The sequence below is a fragment of the Streptomyces sp. CA-294286 genome, assembly GCF_050947155.1.
Classification (GTDB): Bacteria; Actinomycetota; Actinomycetes; order Streptomycetales; family Streptomycetaceae; genus Streptomyces.
In genome coordinates this window covers 1,246,884-1,262,622 of the sequence record NZ_CP192005.1, presented here as the reverse complement: position 1 = coordinate 1,262,622, position 15,739 = coordinate 1,246,884, and the positions used below count along the sequence as shown (strand labels likewise).

The window sequence follows — 15,739 nt, the reverse complement described above, 5'->3', positions numbered from 1 at the left end:
GTGAGGGGCACAGGCACACCGTGCGCATCGCCAGATTCTCCATCGACGGCAACGTCGCCTTCGGCGCGGTCGAGGGCGACGGAACCGTTGACTCCGGTGACCTCGTCCTCGACATCATCAAGGGCATCCCGTACGCCGACTTCGAGCTGTCCGGCGTCAAGGTCCCCCTCAGCAAGGTGCGCCTCCTGCCGCCCGTGCTGCCCAGCAAGGTCGTGGGCATCGGCCGCAACTACGCGGAGCACGCGGCGGAACTCGGCAACGAGGTGCCGGACCTCCCCCTCGCCTTCTTCAAGCCGTCCACCTCGGTGATCGGCCCCGGCGACTCGATCGCGTACCCCTCCTTCTCCTCCGAACTGCACCACGAGGCCGAACTGGCCGTGGTCATCGGCCGCATGTGCCGCGAGGTCCCCGCGGACCGCGTCAAGGACGTGGTCTTCGGCTACACCGCGGCCAACGACGTCACCGCCCGTGACGTCCAGCAGCGGGAGAAGCAGTGGGCCCGCGCCAAGGGCTTCGACACCTCCTGTCCGCTCGGCCCCTGGGTGGAGACGGACCTCGACCCCGCCGACCTCACCATCCAGTGCACGGTCAACGGAGAGCAGCGCCAGCTCGGCCGCACCAGCGACATGGTCCGCTCGGTCGGCGACCTGGTCTCGCACCTCTCCGAAGCGATGACCCTCCTCCCCGGAGACGTCATCCTCACCGGCACCCCCGCGGGTGTCGGACCCCTGAACGTCGGCGACGAGGTCGCCGTCACCATCGAAGGCATCGGCACTCTCACCAACAAGGTGATCAAGCGTGGCTAACGCACCCTCCGTCCCCGTCCGCGTAAGGTTCTGCCCCTCCCCGACGGGCGACCCGCACGTGGGCCTCGTCCGTACCGCCCTCTTCAACTGGGCCTACGCCCGGCACACCGGCGGCACCATGGTCTTCCGCATCGAGGACACCGACGCCGCGCGCGACTCCGAGGAGAGCTACCAGCAGCTCCTGGACTCGATGCGCTGGCTCGGCCTCGACTGGGACGAGGGCCCGGAGGTCGGCGGCCCGCACGCGCCGTACCGCCAGTCCCAGCGCATGGACCTCTACAAGGACGTCGCCGGGAAGCTGCTGGCGGCCGGTCACGCGTACCACTGCTACTGCTCCACCGAGGAGCTGGACGCCCGCCGCGACGCCGCCCGCGCCGCCGGCAAGCCGTCCGGCTACGACGGGCACTGCCGCGACCTCACCGACGAGCAGAAGGAGGCGTACGAGACCGAGGGCCGCCCCGCGATCGTCCGCTTCCGGATGCCCGACGAGGCCATCACCTTCACCGACCTGGTCCGCGGCGAGATCACCGTCCAGCCCGAGAACGTCCCGGACTACGGCATCGTGCGCGCCAACGGCGCCCCGCTCTACACGCTCGTCAACCCGGTCGACGACGCGCTGATGGAGATCACCCACGTCCTGCGCGGCGAGGACCTGCTCTCCTCCACCCCGCGCCAGATCGCCCTCTACCGGGCGCTGATCTCCCTCGGCATCGCCAAGGAGATCCCCGCCTTCGGCCACCTCCCCTACGTCATGGGCGAGGGCAACAAGAAGCTCTCCAAGCGCGACCCGCAGGCGTCCCTCAACGTCTACCGCGAGCGCGGCTTCCTCCCCGAGGGCCTGCTGAACTACCTGTCCCTGCTCGGCTGGTCCTTCTCCGCCGACCAGGACATCTTCACGGTCCCCGAGCTGATCGAGAAGTTCGACGTTGCCGACGTCAACGCCAACCCGGCGCGCTTCGACCTGAAGAAGGCCGAGTCGATCAACGCGGACCACATCCGCCTCCTCGACCCCAAGGCGTTCGCCGACGCCTGCGAGCCCTGGCTGGCGGCCCCGCACGCCAACTGGGCCCCGGAGGAGTTCGACCGCCCCGCCTGGGAGGCCATCGCCCCGCACGCCCAGACCCGCGTCACGGTGCTCTCCGACATCACCGCCAACGTCGACTTCCTGTTCCGCGCGGAGCCGGTCGAGGACGAGGCGTCCTGGGCCAAGGCCATGAAGGGCGACCCGGTCGCTCTCCTCACCAGCGCCCGCGCCACGCTGGAGGCGGCCGACTGGTCGGACCCGGAGTCCCTCAAGAACGCGGTCCTGGCCGCCGGTGAGGAGCACGGTCTCAAGCTCGGCAAGGCCCAGGCCCCGGTCCGCGTCGCCGTCACCGGCCGCACGGTCGGCCTGCCCCTCTTCGAGTCCCTCGAAATCCTGGGCAAGGACAAGACCCTGACCCGCATCGACGCGGCCCTGGCGAAGCTCGCCGGGTAGGTGCGGCACCGCACGAACGGCAGGGGACGGCGACCGCACGGTCGCCGTCCCCGCTGGTTTTCGGCCGCACGAATGCGCGAATACTGCTTCCATGCCCCTCCGCGCCGTCCTCTGGGACATCGACGACACGCTCTTCGACTACGCCTCCGCCGACCGCATCGGGATGCAGCGGCACTTCGCCGCCGAGGGGCTGCCGCACGGGTACGAGAGCGCGGAGCACGCCCTCGCGCGGTGGCAGGAACTCACCCGGCTGCACTGGGGGCGGTTCGCCGCGGGGCACTCCACCTTCGAGGAACAGCGCCGCGACCGGATCCGAGACTTCCTCGGTGCGGACGTGCCCGACGCCGGCGCCGACGACTGGTTCGCCCGGCACGTGGCCCACTACGAGGCCGCCTGGGCGCTCTTTCCGGACGCGGTGCCCGTCCTGGACGCTCTCGCAGACGGCTATCGGCACGCGGTCCTGTCCAATGCGAGCATCCGCAACCAGGACCGCAAGCTGCGCGTCCTCGGCGTGCGCGACCGTTTCGAGGCGGTGCTGTGCGCCGCGGAGCTCGGGGTGGCCAAGCCGGCCCCCGAGGCGTTCCACGCGGCCTGCGACGCCCTCGCGCTGCCGCCCCACGAGGTGGCGTACATCGGGGACGAGCCGGACATCGACGCCCGCGGAGCGGTCGCCGCCGGGCTCACCGGGATCTGGCTGGACCGCCGCGGGGCGGGCGGGCATCCGGAGCTGGTGAGCGTCTCGGGGCTGGCGCAGCTCCCTGACCTGCTGGCGGGCAATACCCGTTTTGGTGCCCCGGGAACCTTCGGGTAATGTTCTTTCTGCGCCGCCCGAGCGGGCCGAAAGGTCCGGCCGGAAGGCGCAGACCGAACAGAAACCCCCGATCGGGGGGTTGTGTTCTGGTGGGCTATGGTGTAATTGGCAACACTACGGTTTCTGGTACCGTCATTCTAGGTTCGAGTCCTGGTAGCCCAGCTCGCGAGAGCTGTTGAAGTTCGTAGAGCATGAAGCAGCTCAGCTAGGGCCCCCGTTGTGTAGCGGCCTAGCACGCCGCCCTCTCAAGGCGGTAGCGCCGGTTCGAATCCGGTCGGGGGTACAGATCCTTTCTTTCCGACACCTTCAGGTCGCTCCTGGATGTATCGACGCGAGGATCGCTAGGGCCCCCGTTGTGTAGCGGCCTAGCACGCCGCCCTCTCAAGGCGGTAGCGCCGGTTCGAATCCGGTCGGGGGTACTGGTTGTCAACCAACTCAAAATGGTCTCAACCACCATGGGCTATGGTGTAATTGGCAACACTACGGTTTCTGGTACCGTCATTCTAGGTTCGAGTCCTGGTAGCCCAGCGCAAGTTGATTCCCTTGGTCCCTTCGGGTGCGCAAGAGGAAGACCAATCTGCAGTTCACAGGCCCCCGTTGTGTAGCGGCCTAGCACGCCGCCCTCTCAAGGCGGTAGCGCCGGTTCGAATCCGGTCGGGGGTACGTACGAGAAGAGGCCCTCCGCATCCTGGTGATGCGGAGGGCCTCTTCGCATGTCCGGCCCCGCGTCGCACGGATCCGCCGCGTCGTGGCCGGGTGCCATCGGCCCTCGGTGGTCCGCGAGTGCGGTCACGGGTGCCGCGCTCGCCGTCCGTGCGTACGGCGCCTGCCGCTTCGCCGCGCGACCCCTGAGATCCTTCGCCTCCGACCACCCGGAGCGATGGCGCGGAACCCCTCGTACGCACCGCGGAACCACGCGTCATCCGTCCGCACCAGCCGCCCGGCCTGCGGGTCGAGGGGATCGTGGACGTACACAGCCACCGCCACCTTGCTCGGCACCGGCCGGATGGTCGGCGCTGCGACGACCGGGCGAATCCGCCGAAGTGCGTGACGCGCGGGGCCGGTTGAAGCTCAGCGGTGGTTCGCGGGAACCGGGGGAGCCGAGCGGTGGTGGCCGGCCCCCCGCCGGGGACCGGCAGCGGTGTTCAGCCGCCCGAGCGGCGCAGCGACTCCGAGAGGCGGGCCGCCGCGTCGATGACCGCCTGGGCGTGCATCCGGCCCGGGTGGCGGGTCAGTCGCTCGATCGGTCCGGAGACCGAGACGGCGGCGACCACGCGGTTGGACGGGCCGCGCACCGGGGCGGAGACCGAGGCCACCCCCGGCTCGCGCTCGCCGATCGACTGGGCCCAGCCCCTGCGGCGCACCCCCGAGAGCGCGGTCGCCGTGAAGCGGGCGCCCTGCAGTCCCCGGTGCAGTCGCTCCGGCTCCTCCCAGGCCATCAGGATCTGGGCGGAGGAACCGGCCTTCATGGTGAGCGTGGAGCCGACCGGGACGGTGTCCCGCAGCCCGGACAGCCGCTCCGCGGCGGCCACGCAGATGCGCATGTCGCCCTGGCGGCGGTAGAGCTGTGCGCTCTCGCCGGTCACGTCGCGCAGATGGGTCAGTACCGGTCCGGCCGTGGCCAGCAGGCGGTCCTCGCCGGCCGCCGCCGAGAGCTCGGAGAGCCGGGGGCCGAGGATGAAACGGCCCTGCATGTCCCGGGCCACCAGCCGGTGGTGTTCCAGTGCCACGGCCAGCCTGTGGGCCGTGGGTCGTGCGAGCCCGGTGGCCGCGACCAACCCCGCGAGGGTGGCCGGACCGGACTCCAGGGCGCTCAGCACGAGCGCCGCCTTGTCGAGAACGCCGACGCCGCTAGAGTTGTCCATGCGTCGATACTCGCGTCTCACTCTGTGAAACGCAAGTTCAATTTTCCAACGAACTTGTCACGCTGTACCCGCGGCCGTACAACGGCCCGCGGTCACCGCCCCGTACGGGGGTCCGGCGGGGCGGACCGACATCTCTAGTTGAGCCGGCAAAGCCGCCGGCCGGAGGGAAAGCGATGGGTAGGACACTCGCGGAGAAGGTCTGGGACGACCATGTCGTCCGGCGCGCGGAGGGAGAGCCCGACCTGCTCTTCATCGACCTTCACCTGCTGCACGAGGTCACCAGCCCGCAGGCCTTCGACGGACTGCGCAAGAGCAACCGCGCGGTACGGCGTCTCGACCTCACCATCGCCACCGAGGACCACAACACTCCCACCCTCGACATCGACAAGCCGATCGCGGACCCCGTCTCGCGCATCCAGCTGGAGACGCTGCGCAAGAACTGCGCCGACTTCGGAGTGCGGCTGCACCCGCTGGGCGACGTCGAGCAGGGCGTCGTCCACGTGGTGGGACCGCAGCTGGGACTGACGCAGCCGGGCACCACCGTGGTCTGCGGCGACTCGCACACCTCGACGCACGGCGCGTTCGGCGCACTGGCCTTCGGCATCGGAACCTCGCAGGTCGAGCACGTACTGGCCACCCAGACCCTGCCGATGGCCCGTCCCAGGACCATGGCCATCACGGTCGAGGGCGAACTGCCGGACACCGTCACCGCGAAGGACCTGATCCTGGCGATCATCGCGAAGATCGGCACCGGCGGCGGCCAGGGCTACGTCCTGGAATACCGCGGCTCCGCCATCGAGAAGCTGTCGATGGAAGCCCGCATGACCATCTGCAACATGTCGATCGAGGCCGGCGCCCGCGCGGGCATGATCGCCCCGGACGCCACCACCTTCGACTACCTGAAGGGCCGCGACCACGCCCCGCAGGGCGAGGACTGGGACGCCGCCGTGGCGTACTGGAAGACGCTGAGGACCGACGACGACGCGGTCTTCGACGCGGAGGTCGTCATCGACGCCGCCTCGCTCGCCCCGTTCGTCACCTGGGGTACCAACCCCGGTCAGGGCGCGCCCCTCTCCGCGAACGTCCCCGACCCTGCTTCGTACGAAGACGCTTCGGAGCGCCACGCCGCGGAAAAGGCCTTGGAGTACATGGGGTTGGCCGCGGGGCAGCCGCTGCGCGACATCCGGGTCGACACCGTCTTCGTCGGCTCCTGCACCAACGGCCGCATCGAGGACCTGCGCGCCGCCGCCGCGATCGTCGAGGGCCGTTCGGTGGCCGACGGGGTGCGGATGCTGGTCGTGCCGGGTTCGGTACGGGTGGCACTGCAGGCCATCGAGGAGGGCCTGGACAAGGTGTTCACGCAGGCCGGGGCCGAATGGCGGCACGCGGGCTGCTCGATGTGCCTGGGCATGAACCCCGATCAGCTCGCTCCCGGTGAGCGCTCCGCCTCCACCTCCAACCGGAACTTCGAGGGCAGGCAGGGCAAGGGAGGCCGTACGCACCTGGTGTCGCCGCAGGTCGCGGCCGCGACCGCCGTACTCGGCCACCTGGCCTCGCCCGCCGACCTGTCCGACGCAGACGCAACCGCCCTCGTGGAGGCCTGAGAACCATGGAAGCTTTCACCGCGCACACCGGCCGGGCCGTCCCGCTGCGCCGCTCCAACGTCGACACCGACCAGATCATCCCTGCCCACTGGCTCAAGAAGGTGACCAGGGACGGCTTCGAGGACGGGCTCTTCGAGGCATGGCGCAAGGACCCGGAGTTCGTGCTCAACAAGCCCGAGCGGGCGGGCGCCAGCGTGCTGGTCGCCGGCCCCGACTTCGGTACCGGCTCCTCCCGCGAGCACGCCGTCTGGGCACTCCAGAACTACGGTTTCAAGACAGTTGTGTCCTCCCGCTTCGCGGACATCTTCCGGGGCAATTCGCTCAAGAACGGCCTGCTGACCGTGGTTCTGGACCAGCAGGTGGTGGACGCGCTGTGGGAGCTGGTGGAGCAGGACCCGACCGCCGAGATCACTGTTGACCTCCAGGACAGGCAGGTGCGGGCCGAGGGCATCACCGCCGACTTCGAGTTGGACGAGAACGCCCGCTGGCGTCTGCTCAACGGCCTGGACGACATCAGCATCACGCTCCAGAACGAGGACGCGATCTCGACGTACGAATCAAGCCGCCCCTCCCACAAGCCGAGTACCCTGCGCGCCTGATCCCCTCCCGGGCCTCGTTCTCCGTGCCGCGATAGCCCGTTCGGCCTGAGATCCATGCCTCACTTTCGGCGCCCCCCGCCATTCGTGGCGGGGGGCGCCGAACTGTGTTCCGGGTCTCAACTACGCTTGTGAGTCCGGAAGTTGGACACCGGGGTTGGAGTGACTGGTGGGGCTGATGGAGCCTGGAATTCCGCTAGTTGCCCCCGGCGGAGGCGACAACTCGCCCCAGATGGCACAATCGGTGCATGGACCGCGACAGCCAACTCAAGCTCTACGGCGCGGTCGCGGACCGATTGAAAGAAGCACACACAAGGGTGCGTGCACTGCAAGTCCCGGAGGGCGTACGGATGGCGCTGTCCCGGAAGCTGCTGGTCATCACGGCCGCGGCGAAACACGATCTCGCCGATGCGGCTAGACGTCTCGACAGGTTCACTCAGGACCTCGACGAGGGTCGATTTCCGGAAGGCAACTAGGTCTGTCAACAGGTCTACGGATCTCCCGCAAGACCTACTTCGTTGCGGCACTAGGGTGATTAGCCCGTTTCGTGTTTGATTTGCGGTATATATCTGCCTAACGTGCGAAAAAGCCTGGACATTTCGTTCCGGCAATGTCTCCGAAGGGGAAGACGTGAACAAGGCCCAGCTCGTAGAAGCGATTGCCGACAAGGTCGGCGGCCGTCAGCAGGCCGCGGACGCCGTGGACGCCGTCCTGGACGCGATCGTGCGTGCCGTCGTCGCGGGCGACCGCGTCTCGGTCACCGGTTTCGGCTCGTTCGAGAAGGTCGACCGTCCCGCCCGCTACGCCCGCAACCCGCAGACGGGTGAGCGCGTTCGGGTCAAGAAGACCTCCGTGCCGCGCTTCCGTGCGGGTCAGGGTTTCAAGGACCTGGTCGCCGGCTCGAAGAAGCTCCCGAAGAACGACGTCGCCGTGAAGAAGGCGCCCAAGGGCAGCCTCTCGGGCGGTTCTTCCACCCGCACGACCGCCAAGGCCGCCGCCAAGAAGGCCACCGCCAAGAAGGCGACCGCCACCAAGAAGGCCACCGCGGCGAAGAAGACGACCGCGACGCCCGCCAAGAAGACCACGGCGACGGCGAAGAAGACCACGGCCAAGAAGACCACCGGCGCCGCCGCCAAGAAGGCGACCCCGACGACGGCGAAGAAGGCCACCCCGGCCAAGAAGGCCGCCACGACCACCAAGAAGGCCGCGGCCAAGAACACCGCTCCGGCGAAGAAGGCCGCCGCCACCAAGGCGCCCGCCAAGAAGACCACTGCGCGCAAGACCACGGCGAAGAAGACCCCCGCCAAGAAGAAGTAGTTCACGGCAGCGCGGTACTCACACGCCGGGCCGGGCTCCCTCCGGGGAGCCCGGCCCGCGGTGCGTTCCGGGGCCGGGCAAGGCGCCTCCGGCGCGCGTTCCGCGGACGGACGCAGCGGAGTTACGGCTGGGAAGCGGGGAAACACGTGCCACAAGAGCATCAGGAGGCCGCACGGGCCCCGCTCAGAACGTCTGGAGCGTCACCAGGGTGATCCGCCGGGACGCGTCCTGCCCGGCCGTCTCGATCCGCACCCGCTGGCCCGCGCGCAGCAGCCGCAGGCCGCCGGCGTCGAAGGCCGCCGCGTCGAAGGGGACCGGGGTGCCGTCGTCGAGCAGCACGCTGCCGTTGCGGGTTTCGGGGTCGTATGTGTACGCGGTCGCCTGCATGACCGCAGCGTAGCGGGAGCCGCCCCGTCGCGCCCTCAGCACTGTGGCTGGTGCAGGGCGTCCGCGAACGCGCCGCGCAGGGCAGCCGTGCGCGGGCCCGTTCCCAGGGCGAACGCGGCCCGGAGATCGTCACCGGTGTCGACGTCCTGACGCACCGAATCCACGAATTCGAGCAGGAGTTCCTCGGCACCCGAAATGAGGTGCCGGATACGGGAGGGTCCCCCGAACGAGGGCCGCAATTCCACTTCTGGCGCAGCGGAAAGGAATGTAGTTCCGATTCCGGCCGCGTCCGTCAGAAATGCACGCGGAAATTCCGCCGCCCGGGACAGCACCCGCCGCAATTCGGCCGGTCGCAGCGCGGGCAGGTCCGCGTTCAGCGCGGCGACCGCCGCGTCCGGTCGCCGCGCCCGCACGGCCCGCGCCCCGTACGCCAGCGCCGCGTTGAGGCCGGCGGCCGGCACGTCGGGCACGATGCGCGCCCCCAGCGCGGCCAGCGCCGCTCCCGCCGCCTCGTCGTCCGTGACGACCACCACATCCCGTACCTCCGCGACGGACAGCGCCGCCGCCACGGTGTCCTGCGCGAACGCCAGGGCGAGCCCCGGCCGGAGGGTGTCTCCGGCGGCGGGCGCGAGCCTGCTTTTCGCCCGCGCCAAGGGTTTCAGCGGGACGACCAGGGACCAGGCGGGGGGCCGGGGCGGGTTCAGAACGGGCCTTTCGTCCGGTGCGGGTCGGGACCTTCGTCCCGTGGTCGGCGACGGAACGCGGACCATTGTCGCGCGCGGCGCCCGCAACCAGGAGGCCCGGCCCCGGGCCCGGGGCGTACGGTGTTCTCGACAGACGAGGGGCCCGGGGCGACACTTGTCCGCCTGAACCAGGCGCACAGGTGCACACGGGGTGCAGTGGCCAGGGTCCCAGAGGAAGGTGTCCCGAGTGTCCCGCCACAGAATCGGCTTCTGGTACCGCCTGGCCGCGGTCATCGCCAAACCCCCGCTGCTGGTTCTGTTCAAGCGTGACTGGCGTGGAATGGAGCACGTTCCGGCGGAGGGCGGATTCATCACCGCCGTGAACCACAACTCCTATGCGGACCCGCTGTCGTACGCGCACTGGCAGTACAACACCGGCCGGGTGCCGCGCTTCCTCGCCAAGGCGGGCCTGTTCAAGACCCCGTTCGTCGGCATGATGCTGCGCGGGACCGGCCAGATCCCCGTCTACCGCGAGACCACGGACGCGATGAACGCCTTCCGCGCCGCCATCGCGGCCATCGAGAGCGGCGAGTGCGTCGCCTTCTACCCGGAGGGCACCCTCACCCGCGACCCCGACATGTGGCCGATGGCAGGCAAGACGGGGGCCGCACGCGTCGCGTTGCAGACCCGAGCGCCCGTGATCCCGGTGGCACAGTGGGGTGCGAACCTCGCCATGCCGCCGTACGCGAAGGGCAGGAAGACGCACTTCTTCCCGCGCAAGACCCTTCGGGTGCTCGCCGGACCGCCGGTGGACCTGGAACGGTTCTACGGCAAGGAACCGACGCCCGACGTACTGCGCGAGGCGACCGAGGCCATCATGGCGGCGATCACCGAACTCCTCGCCGAGCTGCGGCAGGAACCGGTGCCCGCCGAGGTGTACGACCACCGCAAGGCACGCGCCGAGCAGCGGCGCAGGGCGGCGGCCGCGAAGGCCGCGGCGAGGACGACGACGGGTAAGGAAGAGAAGTGACGACACGGGTCGCCGTCTTCGGCAACGGTTCATGGGGCACCGCGTTCGCGATGGTGCTCGCCGACGCGGGCTGCGAGGTGTCCCTGTGGGGACGCCGCGCCGCCCTCGCGGACGCCATCAATTCCACCCGTACGAACCCCGACTACCTGCCGGGGGTCGAACTCCCCGCCGGGATCACGGCGACCGCCGACGCGGCGCGGGCCGCCGCGGGCGCGGACTTCGCGGTGCTGTGCATCCCCTCGCAGACGCTGCGCGAGAACCTCGTCGGCTGGACCGGTCTGCTGCCCGCCCGGTCGGTCATCGTCTCCCTGATGAAGGGCGTCGAACTCGGCACCGCCAAGCGCATGAGCGAGGTCGTCGCCGAGGTCGCACAGGTGTCCGAGGAGCGGGTGGCCGTGCTCAGCGGCCCCAACCTCTCCAAGGAGATCGCCGCCCGGCACCCCGCCGCCGCCGTGGTCGCCTGCCGGGACGAGGACGCCGCCGTACGGTTCCAGGCGGCCTGCCACACCCCGTACTTCCGCCCCTACACCACGACCGACGTGGTCGGCGTGGAACTCGGCGGCGCGGTCAAGAACGTCATCGCGCTCGCCGTCGGCATCGCCAACGGCATGGGCCTCGGCGACAACACCAAGGCATCCCTCATCACCCGCGGCCTCGCCGAGACCACCCGGCTCGGCCTCGCGATGGGCGCCGACCCGCACACCTTCGCCGGACTCGCGGGCATGGGCGACCTGGTCGCCACCTGCTCCTCGCCGCTGTCCCGCAACAACACCTTCGGCATGAACCTGGGCCGCGGCATGACCCTCCAGGAGGCGGTCGCCGCAACCAAGCAGACCGCCGAGGGCGTCAAGTCCTGCGAGTCCGTGCTGGATCTGGCGACGCGCCACGGCGTCGAGATGCCGATCACCGAGACGGTGGTGAGCATCGTCCACGAGGGCAAGCCGCCGCTGGTCGCGGTCAAGGAACTCATGTCGCGCAGCGCGAAGCCCGAGCGCTGATTCCGGCGGGCGCAGCGGGTACCCTCAAGCCGATATGAGCAGCCAGAACCTCCCCCAGAGCCCTGACCAGGACCAGGTGCCCCAGGAGCCGCGCAAGCCGCGCGTGGCCGTCGTCTTCGGCGGCCGAAGCTCCGAGCACGGGATCTCGGTCGTCACGGCCGGTGCCGTCATGCGGGCCATCGACCGCGAGAAGTACGACGTGCTGCCGATCGGCATCACCTCGGACGGGCGGTGGGCGCTGACCGCCGACGAGCCCGACCGCATGGCGATCACCGACCGCAATGTCCCGAACGTCGAGCAGCTCGCCGAGTCCACCGAGGGCGGCGTGGTCCTGTCCGTCGACCCCGCCAACCGCGAGGTCGTCCACAGCGAGCCGGGCTCGGTGCCCAAGGCGCTCGGCGAGGTCGACGTCGTCTTCCCCGTGCTGCACGGCCCGTACGGCGAGGACGGCACGCTCCAGGGTTTGCTGGAGCTCTCCGGGGTGCCCTACGTCGGCTCCGGCGTCCTCGCGTCGGCCGTCGGCCAGGACAAGGAGTACATGAAGCGCGTCTTCCTCTCCTTCGGGCTCCCGGTCGGACCGTACGAGGTGATCCGGCCGCGCGAGTGGGCCGCCGACCCCTCCGCCGCCCGCGCGCGCATCGTCGACTTCGCGGGCGAGCACGGCTGGCCGCTCTTCGTGAAGCCCGCCCGCGGCGGCTCCTCCATGGGCATCACCAAGGTGAGCGACCTGGGCGGGCTGGACGAGGCGATCGAGGAGGCGCAGCGGCACGACCCGAAGGTGCTCGTCGAGTCGCTGCTGACCGGGCGCGAGATCGAGTGCGGGGTGCTGGAGTTCGAGGACGGCCCGCGGGCGAGCGTGCCCGCGGAGATCCCGCCGGTCTCCGCCCACGACTTCTACGACTTCGAGGCGAAGTACATCGACTCCGCGGCCGGGATCGTCCCCGCGCCGCTGACCGACGCGCAGACCGCCGAACTCCAGCGGCTCGCCGTCCGGGCCTTCGACGCGGCGTCCTGCGAGGGGCTCGTCCGCGCGGACTTCTTCCTCCAGGACGACGGCGAGTTCGTGATCAACGAGATCAACACGATGCCCGGCTTCACGCCCATCTCGATGTACCCGCGGATGTGGCAGGAGAGCGGCGTGGACTACGCGGAGCTGATCGACCGGCTCATCCAGGCGGCGCTGCGGCGTCCCACCGGACTGCGGTAGTACCCGTACGGGTGGCGGACACCGCCCCTGGACGACCGGCCGGACCCCCGGGCCGGCTAGTCGTCCAGGGTCTTGGGGATCGACTTGTCGACGGGCTTCGCGAAGTCGACGAGGATGCCCGCGTCCGCGTGGTAGGAGGCGGGGACCAGCAGCTCCACGTACGCCTCGCGGTAGCGCGAGATGAACCGCAGCCCGTCCTCGCCCCGGTCGTCGACCACCCAGCCCACCCCGTTCACCTCCGCGCCGTGCAAGGACGGGTCGGCCACCTCGGCGGGCCGGTCGATCCCGCAGCGCAGTACGATCGCCGGGTCGCCCCAGGCCGCGGTGTACGGGGACTCGGGCGACGCGTCGCGGCGTGCCACGTCCTCAAGGACCTTCGCAGGGAGCTCCTTGTGGAGCGCCCTGCAGTACCCCGCGATGTCGGCGGGCGGCGAAGGAACCGCCACGGCCTGCGAACCGTCGGTGGGAGAACAGGCAACGGCCGCCGACAGCAGAAGCGCTGCGGCGGCCGAGGTGCGGCCGAGCCGGTGGGTCGAGGACTTCATCCGGCCAAGCGTAGACGGGGCTACAGGTGGACGACCGGGCAGGTCAGTGTGCGTGTGATGCCGTCCACCTGCTGGATCTTGGCAACCACCATGCGGCCGAGTTCGTCGACGGTGTCCGACTGGGCCCGCACGATCACGTCGTAGGGTCCGGTCACGTCCTCGGCCTGGACGACTCCCGAGATTTTGCCGATCAGGTCGGCGACGGTCGACGCCTTGCCGACTTCGGTCTGGATGAGGATGTACGCCTGTACCACGGAACCTCCAAGGCGGCCACGAGGATCATGTGGGGTGGGGGAAAGAGACGCCACCGTACCGTGTCGCCGCGGGCGGTGGGGAGACCTGCGCGACCGCCGGGACAGGGGCCGCCGCGCGTCCGAAGCCGTACGGCAGTCCGTACGGCACGTCGTACGAAGAACAGAAGTTGACGTACGTGTTGACGGTACCTACAGCAGTGTCGGCTCGCGACCGCAAGCGCACTGGGGCAGAAGGGGCACATACATGAAGGGCACCGTGGGCGAGCTGGGGGAGTTCGGCCTCATCCGAGAGCTGACCTCCCGGCTCACCTCCACCCCGGCCGTACGGCTCGGGCCCGGCGACGACGCGGCCGTGGTCGCCGCACCGGACCGGCGGGTCGTCGCCAGTACGGACATCCTGCTCGAAGGCCGGCACTTCCGGCGCGACTGGTCGACCGCCTACGACGTGGGCCGCAAGGCCGCCGCACAGAACCTCGCCGACATCGCCGCGATGGGCGCCGTGCCGACCGCCCTGCTGCTGGGCCTGGTCGTGCCCGCCGAACTCCCGGCGACCTGGCCGACCGAGCTGATGGACGGACTGCGCGACGAATGCCAGGTGGCGGGCGCCGCCGTGGTCGGCGGGGACGTCGTACGCGGCGAGACCATCACCGTCGCGATCACCGCGCTCGGCGACCTGCGCAACCACGACCCGGTGCTGCGCTCCGGCGCGCAGCCCGGCGACGTCGTCGCGGTGACGGGGTGGCTGGGCTGGTCGGCGGCCGGGCACGCGGTGCTCTCCCGCGGATTCCGCTCGCCGCGCGCCTTCGTGGAGGCCCACCGACGGCCGGAACCGCCGTACCACGCGGGCCCCGCCGCGGCCGGGCTCGGCGCGACCGCGATGACCGACGTCAGCGACGGACTCGTCGCGGACCTCGGGCACATCGCGGAGGCCAGCAAGGTCCGCATCGACCTGCGCTCCGGCCTCATCGACATCCCCACCCAGATGTCGGACATCGGGCAGGCGGTCGGCGTCGACCCGCTGCAGTGGGTGCTCACCGGGGGAGAGGACCACGCGATCGTGGCGACCTTCCCCCCGGACGTGAAGCTGCCCGCCCGCTGGAAGGTGATCGGCGAGGTGCTGAACCCGTCCGCGCTGCCCCAGGTCACCGTCGACGGGGCGCCCTGGACGAACAAGGGCGGCTGGGACCACTTCGGCGACATCGAGGGCTGACCCGGCGGCGCCTTCGCCGCCCGGCGCCCGCGTTACATTCGCAGGTATGCGAATAACTCCTGCCGCACGTCACGGCGTGCTCCCCTGCGTGCTCACCGTCGCCGGTTCGGACTCCGGCGGCGGTGCGGGCGTCCAGGCCGACCTCAAGACGATGCTCGCCCTGGGCGTGCACGGGATGAGCGTGCTCACCGCCGTCACCGCCCAGAACTCCCTGGGCGTGCAAGGGGTTTGGGACCTCCCGGTGGCGGCGGTGCGGGCCCAGTACCGCAGCGTCGTGGACGACATCGGCGTGCAGGCCGTGAAGACCGGCATGCTGTCGTCCGCGGAACTGGTCGAAGAGGTCGCGGACCTGCTGGCGGGCACGGACGCCCCGGTGGTCGTCGACCCGGTGGGCGTCTCCAAGCACGGCGACCCGCTGCTCGCCGCGTCCGCCGTGGAGTCGGTACGCAAGTTCCTGCTGCCGACGGCGACCGTCGCCACCCCGAACCTCGACGAGGTGGCCCAACTCACCGGTGTACGCGTCGAGTCGGAGAAGGATTTGCGGCGCGCCGCCGACGCCGTGCTGGCCTGCGGGCCGCGCTGGGTCCTCGTCAAGGGCGGTCATCTCCCGGGCGACGCGGTCGACTTGCTGACCGACGGAACCGACGAGCACTGGCTGCGCTCCACCCGCTACGACAACCGCCACACCCACGGCACCGGATGCACCCTGGCCTCCGCCATCGCCTCCGGCCTCGCGAAGGGGCTGGACGTGCCGCAGGCGGCACGGGCGGCCAAGGAGTATGTGACCGAGGCCATCGCGGCGGGGTTCGCGCTGGGCGCGGGGATCGGCCCGGTCGACCACGGCTGGCGGCTGCGGGACTCGCAGGACCGGTGAGCGGATGCCCGCCCGTGCCGGACCGGGGCCGTGCCGGGCGGGCGGTCGCCATCCGGCTGCTCGGCGCTGCTCACG

The 15,739-nt window shown here is 70.5% G+C and carries 17 protein-coding genes and 5 tRNA genes; 17 read left to right on the top strand and 5 right to left on the bottom strand.

Annotation, left to right across the window (positions count from 1 at the left end; all coding sequences use genetic code 11):
• Positions 1-20: 20 nt before the first annotated feature.
• The 8 genes from ACQPZG_RS10225 (at position 21) to ACQPZG_RS10190 (ending at position 3,757) form a co-directional block, all read left to right on the top strand.
• Positions 21-806 (top strand): fumarylacetoacetate hydrolase family protein, encoded by a 786-nt coding sequence (locus ACQPZG_RS10225; RefSeq protein WP_433545500.1) that lies wholly within the window; start codon positions 21-23, stop codon positions 804-806.
• Positions 799-2,283, top strand: coding sequence for a glutamate--tRNA ligase (gene gltX, locus ACQPZG_RS10220; RefSeq protein WP_433545499.1), 1,485 nt, complete (start codon positions 799-801; stop codon positions 2,281-2,283). The genes ACQPZG_RS10225 and gltX overlap by 8 nt, the downstream gene beginning before the upstream one ends.
• Before the next feature lie 91 nt (positions 2,284-2,374).
• Positions 2,375-3,094 carry an HAD family hydrolase gene (locus ACQPZG_RS10215; protein ID WP_433545498.1) on the top strand — a complete coding sequence of 240 codons (720 nt, stop codon included), beginning with the start codon at positions 2,375-2,377 and terminating at the stop codon, positions 3,092-3,094.
• Between the two features lie 90 nt (positions 3,095-3,184).
• Positions 3,185-3,256 (top strand) — tRNA-Gln (locus tag ACQPZG_RS10210).
• A 48-nt stretch (positions 3,257-3,304) separates the two neighbouring features.
• Positions 3,305-3,377 (top strand) — tRNA-Glu (locus ACQPZG_RS10205).
• Positions 3,378-3,440: 63 nt separating this feature from the next.
• Positions 3,441-3,513 (top strand) — tRNA-Glu (locus ACQPZG_RS10200).
• 37 nt (positions 3,514-3,550) lie between these two features.
• Positions 3,551-3,622 (top strand) — tRNA-Gln (locus ACQPZG_RS10195).
• Positions 3,623-3,684: 62 nt separating this feature from the next.
• Positions 3,685-3,757 (top strand) — tRNA-Glu (locus tag ACQPZG_RS10190).
• 482 nt (positions 3,758-4,239) lie between these two features.
• Here ACQPZG_RS10190 and ndgR read toward each other — a convergent pair.
• Positions 4,240-4,959 carry an IclR family transcriptional regulator NdgR gene (gene ndgR / locus ACQPZG_RS10185; protein ID WP_185034348.1) on the bottom strand — a complete coding sequence of 240 codons (720 nt, stop codon included), beginning with the start codon at positions 4,957-4,959 and terminating at the stop codon, positions 4,240-4,242.
• A 173-nt stretch (positions 4,960-5,132) separates the two neighbouring features.
• On the opposite strand from ndgR, the gene leuC reads away from it, so the two are divergent.
• From leuC to ACQPZG_RS10165, 4 genes are all read left to right on the top strand, one after another.
• Positions 5,133-6,563, top strand: a complete 1,431-nt coding sequence (gene leuC, locus ACQPZG_RS10180) for a 3-isopropylmalate dehydratase large subunit (RefSeq protein WP_433545497.1) — start codon at positions 5,133-5,135, stop codon at positions 6,561-6,563.
• Positions 6,564-6,568: 5 nt separating this feature from the next.
• Positions 6,569-7,162 carry a 3-isopropylmalate dehydratase small subunit gene (gene leuD / locus ACQPZG_RS10175; RefSeq protein ID WP_433545496.1) on the top strand — a complete coding sequence of 198 codons (594 nt, stop codon included), beginning with the start codon at positions 6,569-6,571 and terminating at the stop codon, positions 7,160-7,162.
• Between the two features lie 245 nt (positions 7,163-7,407).
• A complete protein-coding gene (locus ACQPZG_RS10170) occupies positions 7,408-7,635 on the top strand; it encodes a hypothetical protein (RefSeq protein ID WP_433545495.1) in 228 nt (75 codons plus the stop codon).
• Positions 7,636-7,789: 154 nt separating this feature from the next.
• A complete protein-coding gene (locus ACQPZG_RS10165) occupies positions 7,790-8,476 on the top strand; it encodes an HU family DNA-binding protein (protein ID WP_433545494.1) in 687 nt (228 codons plus the stop codon).
• A gap of 183 nt (positions 8,477-8,659) precedes the next feature.
• On the opposite strand, the gene ACQPZG_RS10160 is transcribed toward ACQPZG_RS10165, so the two are convergent.
• Complete coding sequence (locus ACQPZG_RS10160; protein WP_433545493.1) at positions 8,660-8,863, bottom strand: hypothetical protein; 204 nt, start codon at positions 8,861-8,863, stop codon at positions 8,660-8,662.
• Between the two features lie 35 nt (positions 8,864-8,898).
• Positions 8,899-9,516: a 2-phospho-L-lactate guanylyltransferase gene (gene cofC / locus ACQPZG_RS10155; RefSeq protein ID WP_433545492.1), complete on the bottom strand. Its 618-nt coding sequence runs from the start codon at positions 9,514-9,516 to the stop codon at positions 8,899-8,901.
• 277 nt (positions 9,517-9,793) lie between these two features.
• Here cofC and ACQPZG_RS10150 point away from each other — a divergent pair, with 277 nt between their 5' ends.
• The 3 genes from ACQPZG_RS10150 to ACQPZG_RS10140 are packed head-to-tail and all read left to right on the top strand — an operon-like array spanning position 9,794 to position 12,781.
• Positions 9,794-10,576 carry a lysophospholipid acyltransferase family protein gene (locus tag ACQPZG_RS10150; protein WP_433545491.1) on the top strand — a complete coding sequence of 261 codons (783 nt, stop codon included), beginning with the start codon at positions 9,794-9,796 and terminating at the stop codon, positions 10,574-10,576.
• Positions 10,573-11,574, top strand: coding sequence for an NAD(P)H-dependent glycerol-3-phosphate dehydrogenase (locus ACQPZG_RS10145; RefSeq protein WP_433545490.1), 1,002 nt, complete (start codon positions 10,573-10,575; stop codon positions 11,572-11,574). Before ACQPZG_RS10150 ends, ACQPZG_RS10145 begins: the two co-directional genes overlap by 4 nt.
• Before the next feature lie 34 nt (positions 11,575-11,608).
• Positions 11,609-12,781, top strand: coding sequence for a D-alanine--D-alanine ligase family protein (locus ACQPZG_RS10140; protein WP_433545489.1), 1,173 nt, complete (start codon positions 11,609-11,611; stop codon positions 12,779-12,781).
• A gap of 56 nt (positions 12,782-12,837) precedes the next feature.
• Here ACQPZG_RS10140 and ACQPZG_RS10135 read toward each other — a convergent pair whose 3' ends face one another.
• Complete coding sequence (locus ACQPZG_RS10135; RefSeq protein WP_433545488.1) at positions 12,838-13,326, bottom strand: DUF3515 domain-containing protein; 489 nt, start codon at positions 13,324-13,326, stop codon at positions 12,838-12,840.
• A gap of 20 nt (positions 13,327-13,346) precedes the next feature.
• The gene (locus ACQPZG_RS10130) at positions 13,347-13,580 is read right to left on the bottom strand and encodes an Lrp/AsnC ligand binding domain-containing protein (protein ID WP_185034368.1); all 234 of its coding nucleotides are present in this window, start codon (positions 13,578-13,580) and stop codon (positions 13,347-13,349) included.
• 244 nt (positions 13,581-13,824) lie between these two features.
• On the opposite strand from ACQPZG_RS10130, the gene ACQPZG_RS10125 reads away from it, so the two are divergent.
• Complete coding sequence (locus ACQPZG_RS10125; RefSeq protein ID WP_433545487.1) at positions 13,825-14,790, top strand: thiamine-phosphate kinase; 966 nt, start codon at positions 13,825-13,827, stop codon at positions 14,788-14,790.
• Positions 14,791-14,836: 46 nt separating this feature from the next.
• Complete coding sequence (gene thiD, locus ACQPZG_RS10120) at positions 14,837-15,664, top strand: bifunctional hydroxymethylpyrimidine kinase/phosphomethylpyrimidine kinase (protein ID WP_433545486.1); 828 nt, start codon at positions 14,837-14,839, stop codon at positions 15,662-15,664.
• Positions 15,665-15,739: the final 75 nt, after the last annotated feature.